Raw genomic sequence first — 18,829 nt, forward strand, 5'->3', positions numbered from 1 at the left:
TTTGTTTACTTTGATTTCAGATCACCGATACATGAATATTCACTCTTTTTTTGAACCCGTCGCTGAGTACCTTCTGGAGAAAAGCTATTCTGAAAATTCCTTTTTCCATCAAATCCACATCCATGGTGAGAAATTTCCCGATTTGAAGGGGATTCAGATTGCCTTTGTTGGATTAAAGGAAAGCCGTGGAACGGCAAAAGCCGAAAGTGTTTCAAGGGGAAGCACAGAAATCCGGGAGAAATTGTATGAACTCAAAAAAGGAATGGCCCCTTACCGAATGGCGGATTTGGGGGATATTATTTCGGGGGAAACCTTGAATGATACCTACCAGGCTGTTCGGCAGGTGGGAGAATACCTGATGAAGCAGCAGATCCTTCCCGTTTTCTTTGGCGGGACTCATGACTTGGATTTTGGGCAGTATTTGGCTTACCAAAAATTGAAAAAGCTGGTCAACCTAGTCACCGTAGACGCCAAAGTGGATATGGAAGAGCAAGGACCAGAAGATACGCGCCATACTCAGGAGATTGTGCTACATCAGCCTAATTTTCTTTTTTCTTACTCTCACTTGGCGTATCAAAGCTTCTTGGTTGACCCTACGCTGATCAATGTCATGGAGAAGTTGTATTTTGACCATGTACGCTTGGGGCAGTTGAGAGATGGGTTCAAAGAAGTGGAACCCTTGGTTCGGGATGCGGATTTGTTAAGCTTTGATCTCAGTGCCATCCAGTCGGCAGATGCTCCCGGGGCAGTTGATGCCCAGCCTTTTGGTCTCTCAGGAGAAGAAGCCTGTCAGATTTGTTGGTTTGCCGGGACTAATGAGAAACTGAGCTCTTTTGGGCTTTTTGGCTACGATCCTTACTTTGACGATGCTGCGAATAAGACAGCTAAGGTAGCAGCTGTGATGATCTGGTATTTTGTGGAAGGGTTTTACAATCGCAAGGACAGTCTTTCTTTCAAAAGCACGGATTACATCAAGTACACCGTCTCTTTGGACACCAAGCCCAATACCCTCGTTTTCTATAAAAGTAAAAAAAGCGGGAAATGGTGGATGGAAATTCCCCAAAATGAAATCCAGCGATTTGACCGGGTAAGTACGGTCCCTTGCAGCTATTCCGACTACCAAATCGCCCAAAAAGGGGAGGTGCCGGAGCGCTGGATCAATGCCCAAGTGAAGTTTTTCTGATGAAAAATTTCACCAAACAACAGCTTGCTCTGAGAAATGGGCAGGATAAACCCGAGATTTGGGTGGCCTTCCGAGGAGTGATTTACGATGTGAGCTCTTCCAGGCTTTGGGCTAGAGGAAAACATTACGAACATTGGGCAGGGCAGGATTTGACTGAGGAGCTAAGGGATGCCCCACATACTGAAAAAGTTTTTGAAAAATTTCAGGCCATAGGTCTTCTCATATGATACTGATAGCAGATAGCGGTTCCAGTAAAACGGACTGGAGAATCATCCATAAGGATGGTAAGATAAGTCAACATCGTGGAGTGGGTTTTAATCCCTACTACATGACCTCTGAGGAAATGGCCCTTCAGTTGAGAGAGGATTTTCTCGTCAATGCTGTGGATGAGATCGGGCAAGTGTTTTTTTATGGAGCGGGCTGTTCTGCTCCGGATAGAAAGGAAGAAGTAAAGCAAGCCTTATTATCCCTTTTTCCCAGTGCTGAAATAGCAATAGATCATGATTTGTCTGCGGCGGCGAGAGCAACTTGCGGACACAAACCAGGGATTGCCTGTATTCTGGGCACGGGCTCCAACAGCTGTGATTATGACGGGAAAGAGATCATTGATACCCGGCCTGCGGCAGGTTATATTTTGGGAGACGAAGGTGGAGGTGCTTTCATCGGAAAAAGGTTCCTCATCGATTTTATCCATGAAGAAATGCCCCAAAATATTAGAGAAGCGGCGATAGAGCGGTTTCACTTTTCTCAAAACATCATTCAGGATCATGTATATCGTCAGCCTTTTCCCAGTCGGTATATGGCCAGTTTCTGCAAATTCATTTCAGAGCATAAGTCGGACCCTTATTGCTATGGCCTATTTTATTCTTCCTTTATGGCATTCTTTGACAAGCATGTCTGCAAATACAAGGATTACCAAAATAAACCGGTCAACTTTGTAGGGTCTATCGCCTACTACAATGGGGATATCCTAAGAAAAGCCGCACTAGATCGCGGCATCCAAGCCTCCATAATTATCGAAAATCCAATCGCAGGCTTAACCCTGTACCATCAAGAACTCCTATGAAAGTCACTGAAAGCAATTCTCTATACGACAACCTGGAAAAAATGGAGGTCGCACAACTTCTCCTGTCTATCAATGAAGAGGACCATAAAGTGGCCCCTGCAGTCAAGGAGAAGATTCCTGCCATTGCAGCCTTGGTTGAGCAGATTGTGCCAAGGATGCAGGAAGGCGGGCGGCTATTTTACATAGGAGCGGGAACAAGCGGTAGACTGGGTATTTTGGATGCTTCCGAGTGTCCTCCTACCTATGGAGTGCCTCACGATTGGGTGATTGGGCTCATCGCAGGAGGAGATGCCGCCATTCGAAAGGCTGTAGAGAATGCAGAAGATGATCCAGAGCAGGCCTGGAAAGATATTCTAGATTATGGGTTTTCTGAACTGGATACTGTGATAGGAATTGCTGCTTCGGGCACCACTCCTTATGTGATTGGAGGAGTAAAACAGGCAAGAGAAAAGGGCTTGCTTACCGGCTGCATTACCTGCAATCCGGATTCTCCGCTCTCTCAGGCAGTGGAGTACCCTATTGAGGTAGTGGTAGGGCCTGAATTTGTCACCGGAAGTACCCGGATGAAATCAGGAACTGCCCAAAAGTTGGTACTCAATATGATTTCTACTTCCGTCATGATCAAGCTGGGAAGAGTGAAAGGTAACAAGATGGTGGATATGCAGCTGTCCAATGCAAAACTGGTCGATAGAGGTACCAAAATGATCATGGAGGCAACGGGCGTGTCCTATGAAGTAGCTCAAGACCTTTTGCTTACGCATGGTTCGGTGAGAAATGCCACTGCCTTTTTCTATAAAAAGTAAGATATACGGAAAGATTGAATCAGGGTCTGCAAAATATCCGAATTAGCCGTATCTTTGCACCCTCATTAAATCACTGGATTTCAGTAATTTATTTCAAAAACCTAACTACAGCAGGGATGCTGCAAAACGATGAAAAAAAACAATCCTAGAAAACCATTTTTTAACTCAGACAATCAGGATTCTGATTCTTCCCAATTCAAGAAAAAGTCTGATTTTCCTTCCAAAAAGGCAGGAAAAGGGGAATTCCAGAAGAAATCATTTGACAAACCGGAAAGGAAGTTTGATTCCAAGTCGGATTTTGGAGACAAACCAAAAGGTCGATTTTTCAAAGGAGAAGAAAAGACCAGTGGCTTTAGCAGAGATGAAAAGAAGCCAAGCAGAGGGGGGAAGTTTTCCAAAGACTTTGACTTCGAAGAGAAAAAGCAGTCTTTCAAAAAGCCCTTTTCCCCAAAGTCAGACCGTCCAAAGCGAGAGGACTTTTCAGGCAAAAAGATTGAAAAGCGAAATGAAGAGTCTGATAAGCCCTTTCGTAAGAACTTCTCCCAAGAAGGTACTGAAAGAAAAGTCTACAAAGGAAGAGGAAAAGATGAAAAGCCAAGATTTGAGATTCAAAAAAGGGAAAGCTTCTCTGAAAGGAGCGAAGTAAAAAGAGGCTTTGGCAAAAACCGAGTGCGAAAGCAGGAATTGAATCCGGAAAGACCAGACTATAACTTCAGCGATATCCCGGGCAAAAAAGCTCAGGATGGGGGTGAAGATGGGCAAATCCGATTGAATAAATACATCTCCAATTCGGGTATTTGTAGCCGTAGAGAAGCGGATGAACTGATTACCAAAGGCATGGTGACGGTGAATGGAGAAGTGGTGACCGAACTGGGTCGAAAGGTGAAGAAGACGGACCGGGTGATTTTCCAGGGAAAGCGGATCAATCCCGAAAAGCCGGTTTATGTGTTGCTGAATAAGCCCAAGGATTTCATTACCACGACCAATGACCCTATGGAAAGAAAAACGGTCATGAACCTGGTAGCCAATGCCTGTGAGGAGCGGATCTTCCCTGTCGGTCGCTTGGATCGTAATACTACCGGTCTTCTTTTATTTACCAACGATGGAGAATTAGCAGCCAAGCTTTCCCATCCTTCCAATCAGATCAAGAAGATTTATCAAGTTACCTTGGACAAGCCTCTTACTCACAAGGATGAGGAGCAGATTTTGGAAGGCTTGACCTTGGAGGATGGAGACGTGAAAGTGGATGATATGCAAGTCCTGTCCAAAGATCGGACGATTCTCGGTTTGGAGATTCATATTGGCCGAAACCGTATTGTACGCAGGCTGTTTGCCCATTTGGGCTATGAGGTGACTGCTTTGGATAGGGTTATGTTTGCAGGGTTGGATAAAAAAGACTTGAAGCGCGGAAATTACCGATTTCTTACCGAGAAGGAAGTCATTCGACTGAAGTACTATCTATAAAGTAAAAAGCTCCGAGAGGGGCTTTTTTTATACCCTAGCAAAATCCTTTGAGCTGCTGAACCAATTCTCTTTTGGTCAGGATTCCAGCTTTTCTCCAGAGGATTTTCCCCCGCTTAAACAATATATAATGGGGAATAGAGCGGATGGCAAACTGCTGACTGAGTTGGGGATGCTTGTCCACATTGATTTTGAAAAGTTTGATTTTCCCTCCCAACTCGGCCAAGGCTTCTTCCAATGCCGGATTCATCGTCTGACAGGGGCCGCACCAATCCGCATAAAAATCCACCAAAACCGCGTCCTGACTTTGAGAGATGATATCTTTTGGATTTTTCTTGGGCATACTTTAGACAGTAAAATCAAGACTTAAGATACAAGACAATACACTTAAAAGTTATGGATGAAATAAAAAAGGCAGCTTTTCGAGAAAAGCTGCCTTTTGATTTAAATCCTTTTTCTGGAATTAGTTTCCGCTAGGAGCGGCACCTGCAGGTCTTTGAGGCATCTGAAGGCCCAATTTGGCCAATACCAACTCAGTGAATTTGTCTTCTTCTTTGGTGTAGAGAAGGATTGGAGATTGTCCGGCAGTCTCAGCAAAGATATGCGTATAGTTGTTTTCTGCAGCTACAGCATTGATGGCATTGATGACTTTGGTCTGTACCGGCTCCAAAAGCTCCTGAAGCTTTCTCTGATAGGATACCTGAGCATCTTGCTCATATTTCTGAAGATCCTGCTGTAACTTGGTCAGTTCAGCTTCTTTAGCGCCACGGGCATCTTCGGTCATGGTTGGAGCAGCTTGCTGGTAAGCTTGTACCTGACGCTGGAAGTCATTGGCTTTAGTTTGGATATTGGTCTGAAGCTGAGTTTGGTAATCTTGGATGTCAGCTCCAATTTGCTCCATTTCCGGCATCAAATCCATGATGAATTCCACGCTGGTGTAACCAATCTTTACCTCTTGGGCCTGGGCCGCAAATCCCATGAATAGCAAGGCTACTGCAGATAGGATGACTTTTACTTTCATATTGTTCTGATTTGTTTTTGTACTTGTCTTTTATTCAAATGGGAAGTAGGCAATTTTTTGAAAGGCCCTAACCCTTTTTTACTCATTAATTTTCATCAATTCCCAACTCTTCCAGGACAAATTCTGAATAATCATGTCTTGGGTCAGAGTAAATGATCGCGGAAGGTCCGGCAGCCTTATCGAAGAGCACAGCCAGATTGTTTTTTCTTGAGACCCTTTCGATCGCATCGTAGATTTTAGACTGAAGGGGCTGAAGCAATTCTGCCTGTTTCTGATAATAGACTCCGTTGATTCCGAAGATTCTGCTGTTGTATTCCTGCGAGGTCTTTTCCTTCGCCTTGATGTCTGACATTCGCTGCTGATACATCTCTTCAGTGAGCAGTACCTCCTCAGCTTTTAGCTGAGTGTACATTTCCTTGATCTCTTGATCCAAACTTTGTGCCTCCTTTTTCCAGTCGTTACTCAGCTTGGTGAGTTCATCCTGGATGACTTTGTAGTCCGGATGCTTGTTTAGGATAAATTCGGAATCGATGTATCCAAACTTTTGTGCCTTTAACTGGCTGCCAAAGAGCACAAAGAGCAGCAAAAGTACAATTTTCGGTGAGTTATTCATTTCTTCTGGAGTAAAATCCGAGCCTTAGATTCTGTGAAAATCGCAATTTTATTTTAGCATATTTTAACTAACGCTCCGATACTTAGGAAGATTATCTGAACTGCTGTCCGATGGTAAAGTGGAATTGTGGTCCACTTGCTGTTCTCTGTCCAGGTATGGGGTCAAATCCATATCCCCAATCCACTCCCAACAGACCGAATGCCGGCATAAAGATTCGTGCACCTACGCCTGCAGACTTTTTCAGGTCATATGGATTAAAGTCCTTGTAATCTCCCCAGTTATTCCCTGCCTCAGCAAATCCCAAAAGGAAGATCGTGGCCGAAGGATTAGGAGAAACCAAGAAACGGATTTCCATTACGTACTTATTGTAGACCACCCCACCGTAAGGGTCAGGATTTGCAGTACCTCTGGTATCTCTACCCGGAGTGATACTTTGGTTTTCATAGCCTCTCAATCCGATGATTTCCTGACCTAGGGCAAAGTTATTGAAGGTCATGCCATCTCCACCCATCACGAATCTCTCCAACGGAATGATGCCGATTTTATCCCCATAGGAACCCAAGAAGCCCATGTGAGCTCTTGCACTTGCCACCCACTTGCTCGATCCGAAAATCGGTGTGTAGAAAGAGGCATCAAACATCCACTTATGATACTCCAGCCATGCATATTTTTCCTGGTCAGGAGATTCAGAGGTGATGTTGTCATTCAGGGTAGCATAAGGAGGGGTAATGTTGATTCCCAAAATGATATTTGATCCCAGTCTTGGATAGATATTGTTATCGACATTGTTTCTCGCTATGGTGGTATTGAATGTCACACTCTTGGAAGTACCTGTAGGATAACTTAGACCAAAGGAGGTTCCAAACTGGTTGAATTCATAGTTTTGGAACTGAAGCGAATTACTGATACTGAAGTAATCATCAGGCCAAGTGACTCGTTTTGCCAAGCCCACCGTTACCCCTGTGATTTTGAAGAATCCAAGATCATCATTGACCCCTGGGTTTTGACTGAAGAAATCGACCTGTCTCTGGACAGAGTGATTAAAGGAGAAGCTTAAGGCATTCGCCTTTTTCCCTCCAAACCAAGGTTCGGTCAAGGAAATGGAGTAGTTCTGGAAAGTACGCCCGTTGGCTTGGACTCTCAGGGAAAGCTTTTGTCCATCTCCTACCGGAAGTGGATCCCACTTATCGAAGTTGCCGATGTTTCGGATAGAGAAGTTGTTGAAAGAAAGCCCGACTGTACCTACGAAGCCATAGAATCCACCCCAACCACCGGAAAGTTCGATTTGGTCATTGGGTCGCTCTTCCAGCTCGAAGGTGATATCCACGGTAGCATTCTCAAAGTTTGGCCGGAGATCCGGATTGATTTTTTCCGGATCGAAATAGCCCAAAGTGGAAAGTTCCCGAATCGTCCTTACCAAAAGGCTTCGGTTAAACTTCTGCCCGGGAAGGATACGGATTTCCCGCATCACCACATGGTCAGAAGTTCTTTCATTTCCTTTGATATTGACGCTATTTACTGTCACTTGAGGGCCTTCAAAGATCCGCATTTCCAGATCAATGGAATCTCCGGTTACATTGACTTCTACAGGCTCGATATTGAAGAAGAGATATCCGTCGTCTTGATAGAGGGAACTGACGTCATCTCCCTTCTGAGGGTCGTAGTTGAGTCGTTTTTGGAGTTTTTCCTTGTCGTAGACATCCCCTTTTTGGATTCCCAGTTTTGCCAGGAGGACGGTGCTAGGGTGGATGTAGTTACCGGTAAAGGTGATGTTTCGGTAGAAGTACTTTCTTCCTTCTTCTACATTCAGATCGATATTGATTTTGTCATCAGAAAAATTGTAGACTGAGTCTGCGATGATTTTGGCATCACGAAAGCCTCGGCTGTTGTAGAAATTGATGACGTTGTCTTTATCGTTTCGGTATTCCTTGGGAATGTATTTGGACCCGTTGAGGAAGTTGAGTTTAAAATTCTTGTGAATGTAGGAGGTGAAATCCTCTTTTGTAGCTGGTTCGGTATAGAGGAGCGAGTTTTTCGCACTTTCCAAATTGGCATCAGTGAGTCTGGAATAAGCATCTTTGAAGATAGATACCCTCGCATATTCCTTGGTTTTTTTCATTTTACCCTTCAGGGCTCGATCAGCGATTTCATCATTTCCGTAGAATTGGATTTCGTTGATTTTGACCTTGGAGTTGATATTGATATCAAATCGGAGTTTGACACTGTTAGGTAAAGTGGTATCCCGGTCCTGATAGATTTTCACATCGGTATTGAGGTACCCTTTGTCCAGGTAGTATTTTTCAATGTTTCTTTTGGCGGTGTTCAAAACATCATCCCGTACTACCCGACCTCGGATATTGACTTTGTCCCGAAGTTCACTCTCTTGGGTTTTGTTGATTCCTTCAAATTCTACTCTGGAAAAACGAGGCCTTTCTGTCAGGTCCAATAAAAGGTAAATGTCCTCTCCTTCAATTTTGGTTACGAGGATTTTTACGTCTCCGATGATTCCTTGTCCCCAGAGTTTCTTGAGGGCATTGGAAATAGCATCACCCGGAACGTCTATTCTGTCATCGACTTTCAATCCGGAAAGAGAAATGATAGCGACCTCATCCAGTGTAGTCAGACCTACTGCTTTGATTTCTGCTATGCGAAATTTTTGGGGCTTGGCATAGTTCAGTTCCAGGATGTTGACAGCCCGTGGAGAGGTGTACCGGCTTTGCCCCAAGCGGATTTGTGCCATGGCCGAGACAGACCAGATCAAACAACAAAGAATAATTAAACCTCTTTTCATCAACAACTTATGGTTTTACTTGCTCACCGGTTTTGCCAAACCTACGTTCACGTTTCTGATAATCTTTCACTGCGGCATAAAGGTGTTCCATCCTGAAATCCGGCCATAAAACAGGAGTGAAATACAACTCTGTATAGGCTAGTTGCCAAAGGAGGAAGTTGCTGATTCTGTATTCGCCGCTCGTTCTGATCATCAGTTCCGGGTCGGGAATGCCAGCTGTGTCGAGATTTCCCGCCACAATCTCCTGAGTGATTTCCTCAGGTTTCAGCTCACCAGTTGAGATTTTTTGAGCAATGCGCCTGACGGCTTGGGTGAGTTCCCACTGTCCGCTGTAGCTTAGGGCTAAGATGACTGTCAGTCCGGTATTACCGGAAGTCAGTTCTTTAGCCTCCATGAGCTTATCGTAAGCAGACTTGGGTAGACTATGGATATCTCCGATTGCCTCCAGTCTGATGTTGTTTTTCATCATCAGGGAGATCTCGTCGATAATGGTTTTAACCAAAAGCTCCATCAGAGCTCTTACTTCATCTTGGGGTCTTGACCAGTTTTCGGTGGAGAAGGAAAACAGGGTAAGGTATTTTACTCCTAGATTGTCCGCACCTTCGATTGCATCTTTCACGGCCTGAATGGCGTGCCGGTGTCCGAAAATTCTCATGGCGCCTTTCTTCTTGGCCCATCGGCCATTTCCGTCCATGATGATCGCAATATGTCGGGGGATATTAGTGAGGTCTAACTGTTCCTTCATTCCAATGCCTTGGGTACCTACTTTTTTGGAGGTACAAAAATGCTATTTCTTTTTTAATTATCAGCCCTTTGGTCCATTAATTAATACGCATAGCACTTGACATTGGCAAAGGTGTAGGATACAGTGAGTCCCAAGAAATAGTACCAATCCTTGGTATTGGGATTTCCAAAATTGATGATCTGAGTTGGGGTAGTTCCTATATTGGGATCTACTTCCGAGTTTAGGAAAACCCCGGCTTTAGAATCAATTTTATCCAAATAGTCCGTGAAAGTCGGCCTAAATCCGAGCTCTCCCGCCAATGTCCATCGGTCATTTAGCCTATATTTCACTCCTCCGCCAAATGGAATCACAGGGGAGGTGAGTTGATAATAATCAGCTGGAGTAAATCGCTCCGCACTATACCGACCCTTCATGGTAAAATAGGAAAACCCAATCCCAAAAAAGGCATAAGGCGACCAGCGGAACTCCGAGTCATTGCGCAGGAAATCCAGGAAATTGAACTCCATCACCGCAGAAGCCTCAATCACTCCTCCTCTGAATCGGGCATCTCTGCTTTTTGCTACCAAATCCAAAGGGGCGATTTCATCGTCTGCATGGAGAATAGCCGTACTCAAGGATACCCTCAATGTCCACACATTGTCAAAATTTCTCTTGCCAAACAACGTACCTTGAAAGCCACTTTGGCCCAGATCAACTTTTCGAATGATATCCCCTGAGTAGGTAGCGCCACCTATTCCTCCTCCTATTTCGTATTTCTGAGCCTTTGACTCGGAAATATTCCCTGCTAAGCCGATGAATAGAATGACTAAATATCTGAAAATCTTAAAATTGACCTTTTTCAAGACGATGCAAGTTAGAAAGGACTTAACGTTTAAAAAACGCAGATAAGTATTTAACGGGTTAATTAATGTTAAGCTCAATGGCCTCAAAGTTTCAGTTTCTCATATCAAATCCCCAATTCAACTTCTGCCGCAGTGTATCAAAGAAATGGTAATGAGGAAGTTTTACCAAATTTGCAGAAAAGTTCTCTTTTTTCACGCTCAGCTTGATGTCTGATGAAATAGATGTAGATCTTGAATCCAAAGAGATCATGAATTTATCGGTTCTCCCTTCGATTTCAAAGCTGATTTCCGAATCATCCGAGACGATGATAGGACGGACATTCAGGTTGTGAGGACTCACAGGAGTGATCACAAAGCTTTTTGCCCCAGGGGTAATCAATGGGCCACCACAGCTCAAAGAATATCCTGTCGAGCCGGTAGGCGTGGACACAATCAGGCCATCTGCCCAATAGGAATTGAGATATTTGCCGTCAATGTAGGTGTGTACAGTGATCATGGAGGAGGTATCCCGCTTGTGAATGGTGAATTCATTCAGTGCAAAATGGATCCCATTGAAGAATTTTCTGTTGCTCTGAAGGCTAAGCAAAACCCTGGATTCCAATTGGAAATTATTTTCAGCCAAATAGCCTACTGCTTCCCGAATCTGATCTGTGGATACTGTGGCCAGGAAACCCAGCCTCCCCGTATTCAGACCCAGGATGGGGATTTCATGCTTTCCCACCACGCAGACGGTGTCCAAAAGTGTTCCGTCTCCTCCAATCGAAATAAAGAAATCCATGGAGGCGATTTCCTCCTGAGTTTCCAAAACCCAATAACTCAGCCGTTGATTGCCATTCATCTTCATCAGCCGATCAAAGGTCTCCGTCACGAAAATCTCAAACTCATGTTTGATCAGTTGATCAAAGAGCAATTCGACGTCGGAGAAATACTCGGCCTTCAATGCGAGGCCATGCAGGGCGATTTTCATGTGATTATTGGAGTTCTTTAGCAGGTCACATGGAATCTTGATTGACCGATAAAGATTGGGATTACGGCCAATAGCTCGATTTCACAGATCAAATATCTAAAAATCTCAGCAAGTTGCCGATTCGGTCTTCATCGGCACTGATTCCGGTTTCTTCCTGAAAATGATCAATTACCCGATAACCGAACCTTTCCAGGGTTGCTTTTACGTGCTTGAGGTCCGGTTTATCCATTTTCAGGGTCAGCTTGATCTTGTTTTCATCCAGTGGGTCAGAGGTGATGAAGGAGCTCAGCACTTTGGTATTTTCGGATTCGATTAGTCTTGATATTTCTGAAAGATGATAGTCAGACATATCCATGGAGAGGATCAGAACTCCGCCTTGGGACTTGATGGAAAGGCTATCTGCGAAGGCAGCGATTGCATCCTCCATGGTGATTACTCCGAGATAGGTGTTTTCCCGGTCTAGAACTGCCACCAAATTGGAATGCTCGTCTGCAGATACTCGCAAAACATCGTAAATATGCTTGTCTGAATACACCCAACAAGCGCCTGAGACCACCTCAATTTTGCTGATCAGGATATCAGGATCATTGACTTCAAAAATGATTTCATCGCTTACAAAACCCAAAAATTTACCCTCATCCACTACCGGAAGCGCGTCAGTACGAATTTCCTCCATCCAGTTCAAAGCCATGCCGGCCCGATCTGAAAGTTTCAGCGGTGGAATGAGACTGTTGATAAATTCGTAGGCTTGCATGAGAGAAAGTTAAGAATTGAATTCAGAAGTAAAAACGTCCGAGGAGAGATTTCTGTTCAATTCTCCGGACTAATTGGGGCTTAGGCAAGAAAATAGTTGGCCAGAATACCCAAAATCACCCCGCCAAGGATAATGACAGGAGAAGAGATCTTCGAAAACTGCAAAAGGCCATAAGTTGCCAAAATGAAAAAGATATTTATCCCATTGGCTTCCAAAGGCTCGAAAAGGAGATAAGCTGCTGCAATGAGCATCCCGCAGGAGACGGCATTGACTCCTTCCAGAGCGGCCCTTACCGGACGATATAATTTCAATTGATCCCAAAAACGGATCACAAAGAAGATGAGAAAAATCCCAGGCAGAAAAATCCCTGCAGCAGCCACCAAGCCTCCCATTAGAAAGCCAAAAGTTCCAAACTCCCGCATGGAAAGGGCACCGATATAGGAAGAAATGGCAAAAGTCGGCCCGGGTACCCCTTGGGAGATAGCATAGCCGGTCAGAAATTCCTCCGAGCTCAAAAACTGCTTGAAATCCACAAATTCGGTGTATAGATAGGGAACCAAAACCTGCCCTCCTCCGAAAATCAGGCTGCCGTTTCGGTAGAAATTTTCGAAAAGCAGCAAAGGTTGCCATTTGGTGATGGCACCGGCTACCGCAGCCAAAATCAAGACCCCTCCCCAAAGATAAAAGTTGGCCCACTTGACGGAGAAGGATTTATCCTCCTCGGATTTGGGCTGGCTTTTGTATTTAATCGAAGTGCTTAATCCCCCAAGCACCAGCATGATGGGAAAAATGTATGGAGAACTGTAAAAGAAGGCGACAAATGCTGAAATCAGCATCAGAATCATCGCCTCCGTACTTTTGACCATTTTGCTGATCGTTTTTTGCGCAGCAAAAATGATAAAGCCAATAGCCATGGGCTGAATAAATCTGGCAAAATTCAAGGCTCCGGGCGTATTCTCCTGAAGAAAATTGATCAGGAGAGCAGCTGAAGTCATGATCAAAGTGGCCGGAAGTATCCAGACTAGCAAGGCCAAATAGGCCAAATTAGGTCCGCCTACGCGGAAACCAATCGCAGAAACCAGTTGAGTGGAAGAAGGGCCCGGGAGCATGTTGCACAAGGCATTGAGTTCCCAAAGTTCCTCCTCGGAGATATAGCCTCGGGATTTGACCATACGCTCAAGTAGCATGGCCAAAAAAGCCTGAGGCCCTCCAAAGGAAGTCAGGGACAGGATCAGAATGTCCTTGAGGAATACAAGATATCGGACCCTTCGTACCGACATCTTATTTTCTGAGACCCAGCTCTCTTAGTCTTTCTTCCAAAAACTCACCGGCCGTAGCATCAGCAAACTGCTTGGGATTGGCTTCATCGATACAGCTTTCCAGACAGGTCAGGTCCATTTCAGATCGGGGATGCATGAAAAACGGAATGGAGTACCGGCTGGTATTCATCTTGTCCCGTGGTGGATTGACTACCCGGTGGATGGTGGATTTCAGTTTTTTATTGGTCAATCGCTCCAGCATATCGCCTACGTTGACCACCAGCTGATCGGGTAGGGCGGTGATGGGAATCCATTTTCCGTCTTTTCTCAATACCTGCAATCCATCCGCGCTCGCGCCCATCAGAAGGGTAATCAGGTTGATGTCCCCATGCTCAGCTGCTCTGACAGCGTCTGCAGGCACTTCGTCGGGATTCTCGATAGGGAAATAGTGGATTTGCCTCAGGATGGAATTGCCATAAGCTACTTTATCCTCAAAATAGTCTTCAGGAAGCTCCAAATTTAGCGCAATCGCCTTCAACATTTCCTTACCTGCATTTTCCAAGGTTCTGAAGGCTTCCAGTGCATCCTGCTTGAACTGAGGGATTTCCTTGGGCCAAAGGTTGGCCGGATACTCTCCTTTCACAGGATCTGCATCTGGAATGGCTTCCAATTCTTGTCCCACATGGTAGAATTCTTTCAAGTCACCGGTATTTCTTCCTTTGGCATGTTCCTTTCCTTTTCCGGTATAGCCTCTTTGATAGCCTATTTCCGGCTTTTGGTATTGGGTCTTTACCTCATCCGGTAGGGCAAAGAAATCTTTGATGGATTGATAAAGCCGATCTTGAAGATCTTGGGATAGGCCATGATTTTTGATGGCTACAAAGCCAATATTTTGGTAAGCTTCTCCCAGCTTTTTTACAAAATTCATTTTTTGCTCGGGAGTACCTGAGGTAAAATGAGCAAGGTCTAAGCTTGGGATCTCGTCGAAAAGGATTTCCATTGTGGAATTGGGTTTAATTGGGGTTCAACTAGAATTGTCCAAAAATAAATATCTTTAGACTCAATACTTACTCTTTGTATGAACAAATTCCCTGTATTCCTCCTGCTTTTGGTCTTGGGTTGGTTTTCCTGCAATCCTGAGAAAAGAAGAATCAATGAAAAAGTAATCGTAGCAGCGCAGGATTCAGTTCAGCAGGTCGAGGCGACCTCTCCGGTGACCTTCTTTCAGCTGGAGGACTCCTCGGCTTTTCCTGACGCTATTTTGGAGCTTTACACCCCTTTAGGAAATCAGGTTTTTAGGCCGGGCAAAGTTCCTTTTGAGTTTAATGTAAAGAACTTCCCCATTTACGAGGCCGAAATCCGATCCCCGAGACTTTTCAATATCATCAATGGAGGAGATCCGGTAGGGCATTTGTCTCCTATTTTCCAAAAGGAACTCGCCGAAGGGACTTACCGGGTAGTGGGATACTTGGTGGATGAGCAAGGTTTAGCCTTAAAAAGCTTTGGAAATTACGTGGACAGGGATTTTTTGGTCGGGGAATCGCGACCTTTTCCCTATTCAGCCGAACCCTATTTGGCCTTGAACTTCCCCCGGAATGCTCAAATTGTAGCTGCAGGTGATGATTTGATCATTGATTTCCTTGTATTGGGAGGAGATATGAAACTTGATGGACTGATCGTCAATGTCGAAATCAATGATTGGCATTACGAAATTGATCACATGGCTCCGATTTTGGTCGAAAACCTTCCCATCGGAGACTATCAGGTCAGGGTCAAACTTCTCAGAAAGGAAGGAAAAGAACTCGAAGGGCCTTTCTCTTTCGTGACCAAGTCGGTCTTTGTTCGATAAGTCCTTATCTTTGCCGGCAGATTTAAACCTCCATTTTCATGCTTTTAGTGAATCAAATCCGGGAGAACTATGCTACTGTTCTTACCGGTTTGCAGAAAAGAAACATTTCCAATGCCCAAGAGCTTTTGGATCAGGCCATTGCTTTGGATGATCGGAGAAAGTCCAGCCAAACCGAAAGAGATCAGCTTCAGGCTGAAGCCAATGCGCTCTCCAAATCGATAGGACAGTTGATGAAAGAGGGGAAAAAAGAGGAAGCAGAAGCCGCCAAAGCAAAAACTGGCGAAATCAAATCCCAAATCAAAGGGCTGGAAGACGAAAACTCCCTAGCGGAAGAAAGTCTCAAAGCCTTGCTTTATACCATTCCCAATGTGCCTCATTCCAGTGTGCCTGCGGGAAAAAGTGCGGAGGACAACGAAATTGTATTGGAGCATGGAAGCATTCCTTCTCTGTTTGAGGGCAAGTTGCCGCATTGGGAACTGATCAAAAAGTATGACATCATTGACTTTGATCTGGGAGTGAAAATTACCGGGGCAGGTTTTCCTGTCTACAAAGGAAAAGGGGCCCGTTTGCAGCGGGCATTGATCAATTTTTTCCTGGATGAAGCCTTAAAAGCAGGTTTTGTGGAGGTGCAGCCTCCCATTCTGGTCAATGAAGATTCGGGATATGGTACAGGTCAGCTTCCGGACAAGGAGGGGCAGATGTATCATGCCACTGTAGACAACTTGTATCTGATTCCTACCGCCGAGGTTCCAATTACCAATTTGTATCGGGATGTGATTCTTTCTGAGGAAGAATTGCCCATTCGGAATGTGGGTTACACGCCTTGTTTCAGAAGAGAAGCGGGCAGTTGGGGAGCTCATGTGAGAGGGCTAAACAGACTTCATCAGTTTGACAAGGTGGAAATCGTTCAGATTACTCATCCTGATCACTCTTACCAAGCCTTGGAGGAAATGAGTGCTTATGTTCAGGGACTCTTGCAAAAATTGGAGCTTCCTTATCGGGTACTTCGGCTTTGTGGCGGAGACATGGGCTTTACCTCAGCTTTGACTTACGACATGGAAGTCTTCTCTGCCGCACAGGAAAGATGGCTGGAAGTAAGTTCGGTTTCCAACTTTGAGACCTATCAGACTAATCGTCTGAAATTGCGATTCAAAGGCGAAGACAAAAAGACCCAATTGGCTCATTCTCTCAATGGATCTGCCCTGGCCTTGCCAAGAATTGTGGCATCCATTCTGGAAAACAACCAAACACCGGAAGGCATTCTGATGCCGAAGGTTTTGATCCCTTACTTGGGATTTGATAAAATCTAAATCATATAGAGGCTGTCTCATAAATCGTTTCGATGTCAGCCTGAGCGGAGTCGAAGGCCATTTCCAGCTTTCCGGACGACATTTCCATTTCGAGACTCTCGTCTCTCAAGTGCTCAATGTGACAAACTTCACTTTTGAGACAGGCTCTTCTTTTCTATTCCAAAAATCATGAAAAAGCGATTGCTACTTATTTTGGTATTTCTACCTCTTTTTTCCTTTGCTCAATCCCAGGCTGAGGAGGAAAAAGCCATAGCCAATACCATTCAATTATATTTTGATGGGATGATGGAACGAGATGCCTCCAAACTGGAAGAAGCTTTTCTACCGGATGCACGACTGATCGGCTACAGAGGAGATCAGCTTTTTGTCACGCCTTTTGCGGAGTGGAAAGCAGGTACTTCCAAGGGAAGCCCAAGAAATCCTGAAGAGTACAGCAATGAGTTGAAAAATATCAAGATTGTCGGAGGAATGGCCTTGGCAGAGACAGAGCTCTTCTGGCCGGGAATCTATTATTATGACTACCTCACGCTACTAAAGGTGGAGGGAAAGTGGAAAATAGTCCACAAAAGCTGGTGGGAAAAGCCGCTGGAAAAGTAAGTCAGGCCAGGTTGAGGAGTTTTTGATGAATCTCCAATACCTGAGGAATCAGCAGTTTGTTTTCTGCATTTTTGATCACAAAGTCAGCCAATTCATTTTTCTTCTCATCCGGCATCTGCTGATCGATGATGCTGTTGATCTGTGCTTCAGAGCGATGTGGGTCTCTCATCAATACCCGGGCTACCCGGACTTTGAGGGGAGAGCTCACATTGATTAGTTTATCCAACTGGCTTGCTGAGCCTGTTTCGAATAGAAGAGCTGCTTCTTTGAGCACATAAGGGGTCTGTTGTTCCTTGGCCCAATTTTCAAAGTCCAGACCCACTGCCGGGTGGACCAAAGAATTGATTTTTTTAACCTTCTCAGGGTCTGAAAAGACTTGCTCTGCTAGATATTTTCTATTCAAGCCCCCTTCTTGGGTGTAAGCCTGCTGACCAAACTCCTCCCTAATTTTGGATTGGAGAACGTAGTCATGTTCCATGAGCCACTTTGCCCGATCATCCGCAGAATAAACAGGGATTCCCAACAGGTGAAAAATACGGCAAACCGTGGATTTGCCCGAACCGATCCCTCCTGTAATTCCTACTTTCAAAGCTTGCTTACTGTCCATATTTCAGGCGGATTTTCTCCGGTTCTACTTTGATTCCTTTGATGTACTTGGGTGAAGGGGAAACCTGAATGCTCAGGGTACTGTCGGATCGGTTTCTTTTGGAATAGTCCAAAACGGCTTCAAATTCCAGCTCTTTCAGCTCGTCCACAAAGCGTTCATCTACCAGATAGGTCATCACGGGAGTGATTTCTTCATCCTCGAGGGAAACTGTCCTCGGGAAGTTGATTTTTTTGACCTTAAGCCTTTTGTTGCCTTCCAAGAAATTGACTACTGAGAAAGAAACTTTGATTTCTGGGATTTCAAGCTCCACAAATTCCGCCAGGGATTTTTCCAAAGAAAGATCCACGATATCAGAAAAATCCTCATCGAGGTTTTTTTGGTCCAACTGAACAGGAAAATATCCTTCGAATAGCTCGATAACTGAGCTTGGCCCTTTGACCGTGATGGACTTGGGCTCAAAAGCTATATCTCCTTCAATAATGGCATTTTTTGCCAAGGTGTAGGAGGCTGAGTCCAGCTTGGGAATGAGAGAAATAGTTTCAATTCGATCAATCTGATAGGGGATGGAATCCTCCAAAAGGCCGATCAACTGGGTGGGAGTAAGAAACTCTCCAAGGGATCGTTTCAAGTCTGAAGTCAAAAGGAATTTTTTCTCAGCAGGATTGGCTAAAGGGATAGGATAGGGAGGCTCGTTCAGGTTAAAATATTTCCTCAACAGATCCCAACCATTTCCGGTAATCTGAATCTGAATGCTTTTTGGAAGAGGTTTTACTGGGTAAAACCGCTCGGTGTCGTACTCCCAGGCAATGGGATAATCGACAATAGTCGTGTAATTGTCCTTATTCAGGGCATTTAAAATCCAAAAAGTGGTAGCTGCAAGGATGCAGAGGACTACCACTTTTAGATTTGAGAGTTTTCGGGAAGAAATCCTACGGGAGGATTTTTTGGTATCCGGCAAAGC

At 44.7% G+C, this 18,829-nt stretch carries 20 protein-coding genes; 8 read left to right on the forward strand and 12 right to left on the reverse strand.

The window, feature by feature from the left end; all coding sequences use genetic code 11:
* Positions 1-31: 31 nt before the first annotated feature.
* From AAA938_RS00220 to AAA938_RS00240, 5 genes are all read left to right on the forward strand, one after another.
* The gene (locus AAA938_RS00220) at positions 32-1,183 is read left to right on the forward strand and encodes a formimidoylglutamase (RefSeq protein ID WP_338226632.1); all 1,152 of its coding nucleotides are present in this window, start codon (positions 32-34) and stop codon (positions 1,181-1,183) included.
* Complete coding sequence (locus tag AAA938_RS00225) at positions 1,183-1,410, forward strand: cytochrome b5 domain-containing protein (protein WP_338226633.1); 228 nt, start codon at positions 1,183-1,185, stop codon at positions 1,408-1,410. The genes AAA938_RS00220 and AAA938_RS00225 overlap by 1 nt, the downstream gene beginning before the upstream one ends.
* Positions 1,407-2,249 carry an N-acetylglucosamine kinase gene (locus tag AAA938_RS00230; RefSeq protein WP_338226634.1) on the forward strand — a complete coding sequence of 281 codons (843 nt, stop codon included), beginning with the start codon at positions 1,407-1,409 and terminating at the stop codon, positions 2,247-2,249. Before AAA938_RS00225 ends, AAA938_RS00230 begins: the two co-directional genes overlap by 4 nt.
* Positions 2,246-3,052, forward strand: a complete 807-nt coding sequence (murQ, locus tag AAA938_RS00235; protein ID WP_338226635.1) for an N-acetylmuramic acid 6-phosphate etherase — start codon at positions 2,246-2,248, stop codon at positions 3,050-3,052. The genes AAA938_RS00230 and murQ overlap by 4 nt, the downstream gene beginning before the upstream one ends.
* 129 nt (positions 3,053-3,181) lie before the next feature.
* The gene (locus tag AAA938_RS00240; protein WP_338226636.1) at positions 3,182-4,516 is read left to right on the forward strand and encodes a pseudouridine synthase; all 1,335 of its coding nucleotides are present in this window, start codon (positions 3,182-3,184) and stop codon (positions 4,514-4,516) included.
* 34 nt (positions 4,517-4,550) lie between these two features.
* On the opposite strand, the gene trxA is transcribed toward AAA938_RS00240, so the two are convergent.
* The 10 genes from trxA to AAA938_RS00290 form a co-directional block, all read right to left on the reverse strand.
* Complete coding sequence (gene trxA, locus AAA938_RS00245) at positions 4,551-4,856, reverse strand: thioredoxin (protein ID WP_338226637.1); 306 nt, start codon at positions 4,854-4,856, stop codon at positions 4,551-4,553.
* A 120-nt stretch (positions 4,857-4,976) separates the two neighbouring features.
* Positions 4,977-5,534: an OmpH/Skp family outer membrane protein gene (locus AAA938_RS00250; RefSeq protein WP_338226638.1), complete on the reverse strand. Its 558-nt coding sequence runs from the start codon at positions 5,532-5,534 to the stop codon at positions 4,977-4,979.
* Between the two features lie 85 nt (positions 5,535-5,619).
* The gene (locus AAA938_RS00255; RefSeq protein ID WP_338226639.1) at positions 5,620-6,147 is read right to left on the reverse strand and encodes an OmpH/Skp family outer membrane protein; all 528 of its coding nucleotides are present in this window, start codon (positions 6,145-6,147) and stop codon (positions 5,620-5,622) included.
* Between the two features lie 91 nt (positions 6,148-6,238).
* Positions 6,239-8,938: a BamA/OMP85 family outer membrane protein gene (locus AAA938_RS00260; RefSeq protein WP_338226640.1), complete on the reverse strand. Its 2,700-nt coding sequence runs from the start codon at positions 8,936-8,938 to the stop codon at positions 6,239-6,241.
* 7 nt (positions 8,939-8,945) lie between these two features.
* Positions 8,946-9,683 (reverse strand): isoprenyl transferase, encoded by a 738-nt coding sequence (locus tag AAA938_RS00265; protein ID WP_338226641.1) that lies wholly within the window; start codon positions 9,681-9,683, stop codon positions 8,946-8,948.
* 80 nt (positions 9,684-9,763) lie between these two features.
* Complete coding sequence (porG, locus tag AAA938_RS00270; RefSeq protein WP_338226642.1) at positions 9,764-10,525, reverse strand: type IX secretion system protein PorG; 762 nt, start codon at positions 10,523-10,525, stop codon at positions 9,764-9,766.
* 91 nt (positions 10,526-10,616) lie between these two features.
* The gene (locus AAA938_RS00275; protein WP_338226643.1) at positions 10,617-11,492 is read right to left on the reverse strand and encodes an NAD kinase; all 876 of its coding nucleotides are present in this window, start codon (positions 11,490-11,492) and stop codon (positions 10,617-10,619) included.
* Positions 11,493-11,580: 88 nt separating this feature from the next.
* Positions 11,581-12,246, reverse strand: coding sequence for a CBS domain-containing protein (locus AAA938_RS00280; protein WP_338226644.1), 666 nt, complete (start codon positions 12,244-12,246; stop codon positions 11,581-11,583).
* A gap of 80 nt (positions 12,247-12,326) precedes the next feature.
* The gene (chrA, locus tag AAA938_RS00285; protein WP_338226645.1) at positions 12,327-13,526 is read right to left on the reverse strand and encodes a chromate efflux transporter; all 1,200 of its coding nucleotides are present in this window, start codon (positions 13,524-13,526) and stop codon (positions 12,327-12,329) included.
* A gap of 1 nt (position 13,527) precedes the next feature.
* Positions 13,528-14,505 (reverse strand): isopenicillin N synthase family dioxygenase, encoded by a 978-nt coding sequence (locus AAA938_RS00290; protein WP_338226646.1) that lies wholly within the window; start codon positions 14,503-14,505, stop codon positions 13,528-13,530.
* 78 nt (positions 14,506-14,583) lie between these two features.
* Between AAA938_RS00290 and AAA938_RS00295 the strand changes: the two genes are divergently transcribed.
* The 3 genes from AAA938_RS00295 to AAA938_RS00305 all read left to right on the forward strand — a co-directional run bounded on the left by AAA938_RS00295 (position 14,584) and on the right by AAA938_RS00305 (position 17,261).
* The gene (locus AAA938_RS00295; protein WP_338226647.1) at positions 14,584-15,354 is read left to right on the forward strand and encodes a hypothetical protein; all 771 of its coding nucleotides are present in this window, start codon (positions 14,584-14,586) and stop codon (positions 15,352-15,354) included.
* 38 nt (positions 15,355-15,392) lie between these two features.
* Positions 15,393-16,664: a serine--tRNA ligase gene (gene serS, locus AAA938_RS00300; RefSeq protein ID WP_338226648.1), complete on the forward strand. Its 1,272-nt coding sequence runs from the start codon at positions 15,393-15,395 to the stop codon at positions 16,662-16,664.
* Positions 16,665-16,832: 168 nt separating this feature from the next.
* Positions 16,833-17,261 carry a nuclear transport factor 2 family protein gene (locus AAA938_RS00305; protein ID WP_338226649.1) on the forward strand — a complete coding sequence of 143 codons (429 nt, stop codon included), beginning with the start codon at positions 16,833-16,835 and terminating at the stop codon, positions 17,259-17,261.
* 1 nt (position 17,262) lies between these two features.
* Here the strand turns inward: AAA938_RS00305 and coaE are convergent, their stop codons facing one another.
* Both coaE and AAA938_RS00315 read right to left on the reverse strand, forming a co-directional pair.
* Positions 17,263-17,868, reverse strand: a complete 606-nt coding sequence (gene coaE, locus AAA938_RS00310; protein WP_338226650.1) for a dephospho-CoA kinase — start codon at positions 17,866-17,868, stop codon at positions 17,263-17,265.
* Entirely contained in the window at positions 17,858-18,826 is a 969-nt protein-coding gene (locus AAA938_RS00315) for a YbbR-like domain-containing protein (protein ID WP_338226651.1), read from the reverse strand. Before AAA938_RS00315 ends, coaE begins: the two co-directional genes overlap by 11 nt.
* Between the last annotated feature and the right edge of the window lie 3 nt (positions 18,827-18,829).

Origin of the sequence: Algoriphagus taiwanensis, from assembly GCF_036245645.1 — a bacterium.
Taxonomy (GTDB): domain Bacteria; phylum Bacteroidota; class Bacteroidia; order Cytophagales; family Cyclobacteriaceae; genus Algoriphagus; species Algoriphagus taiwanensis.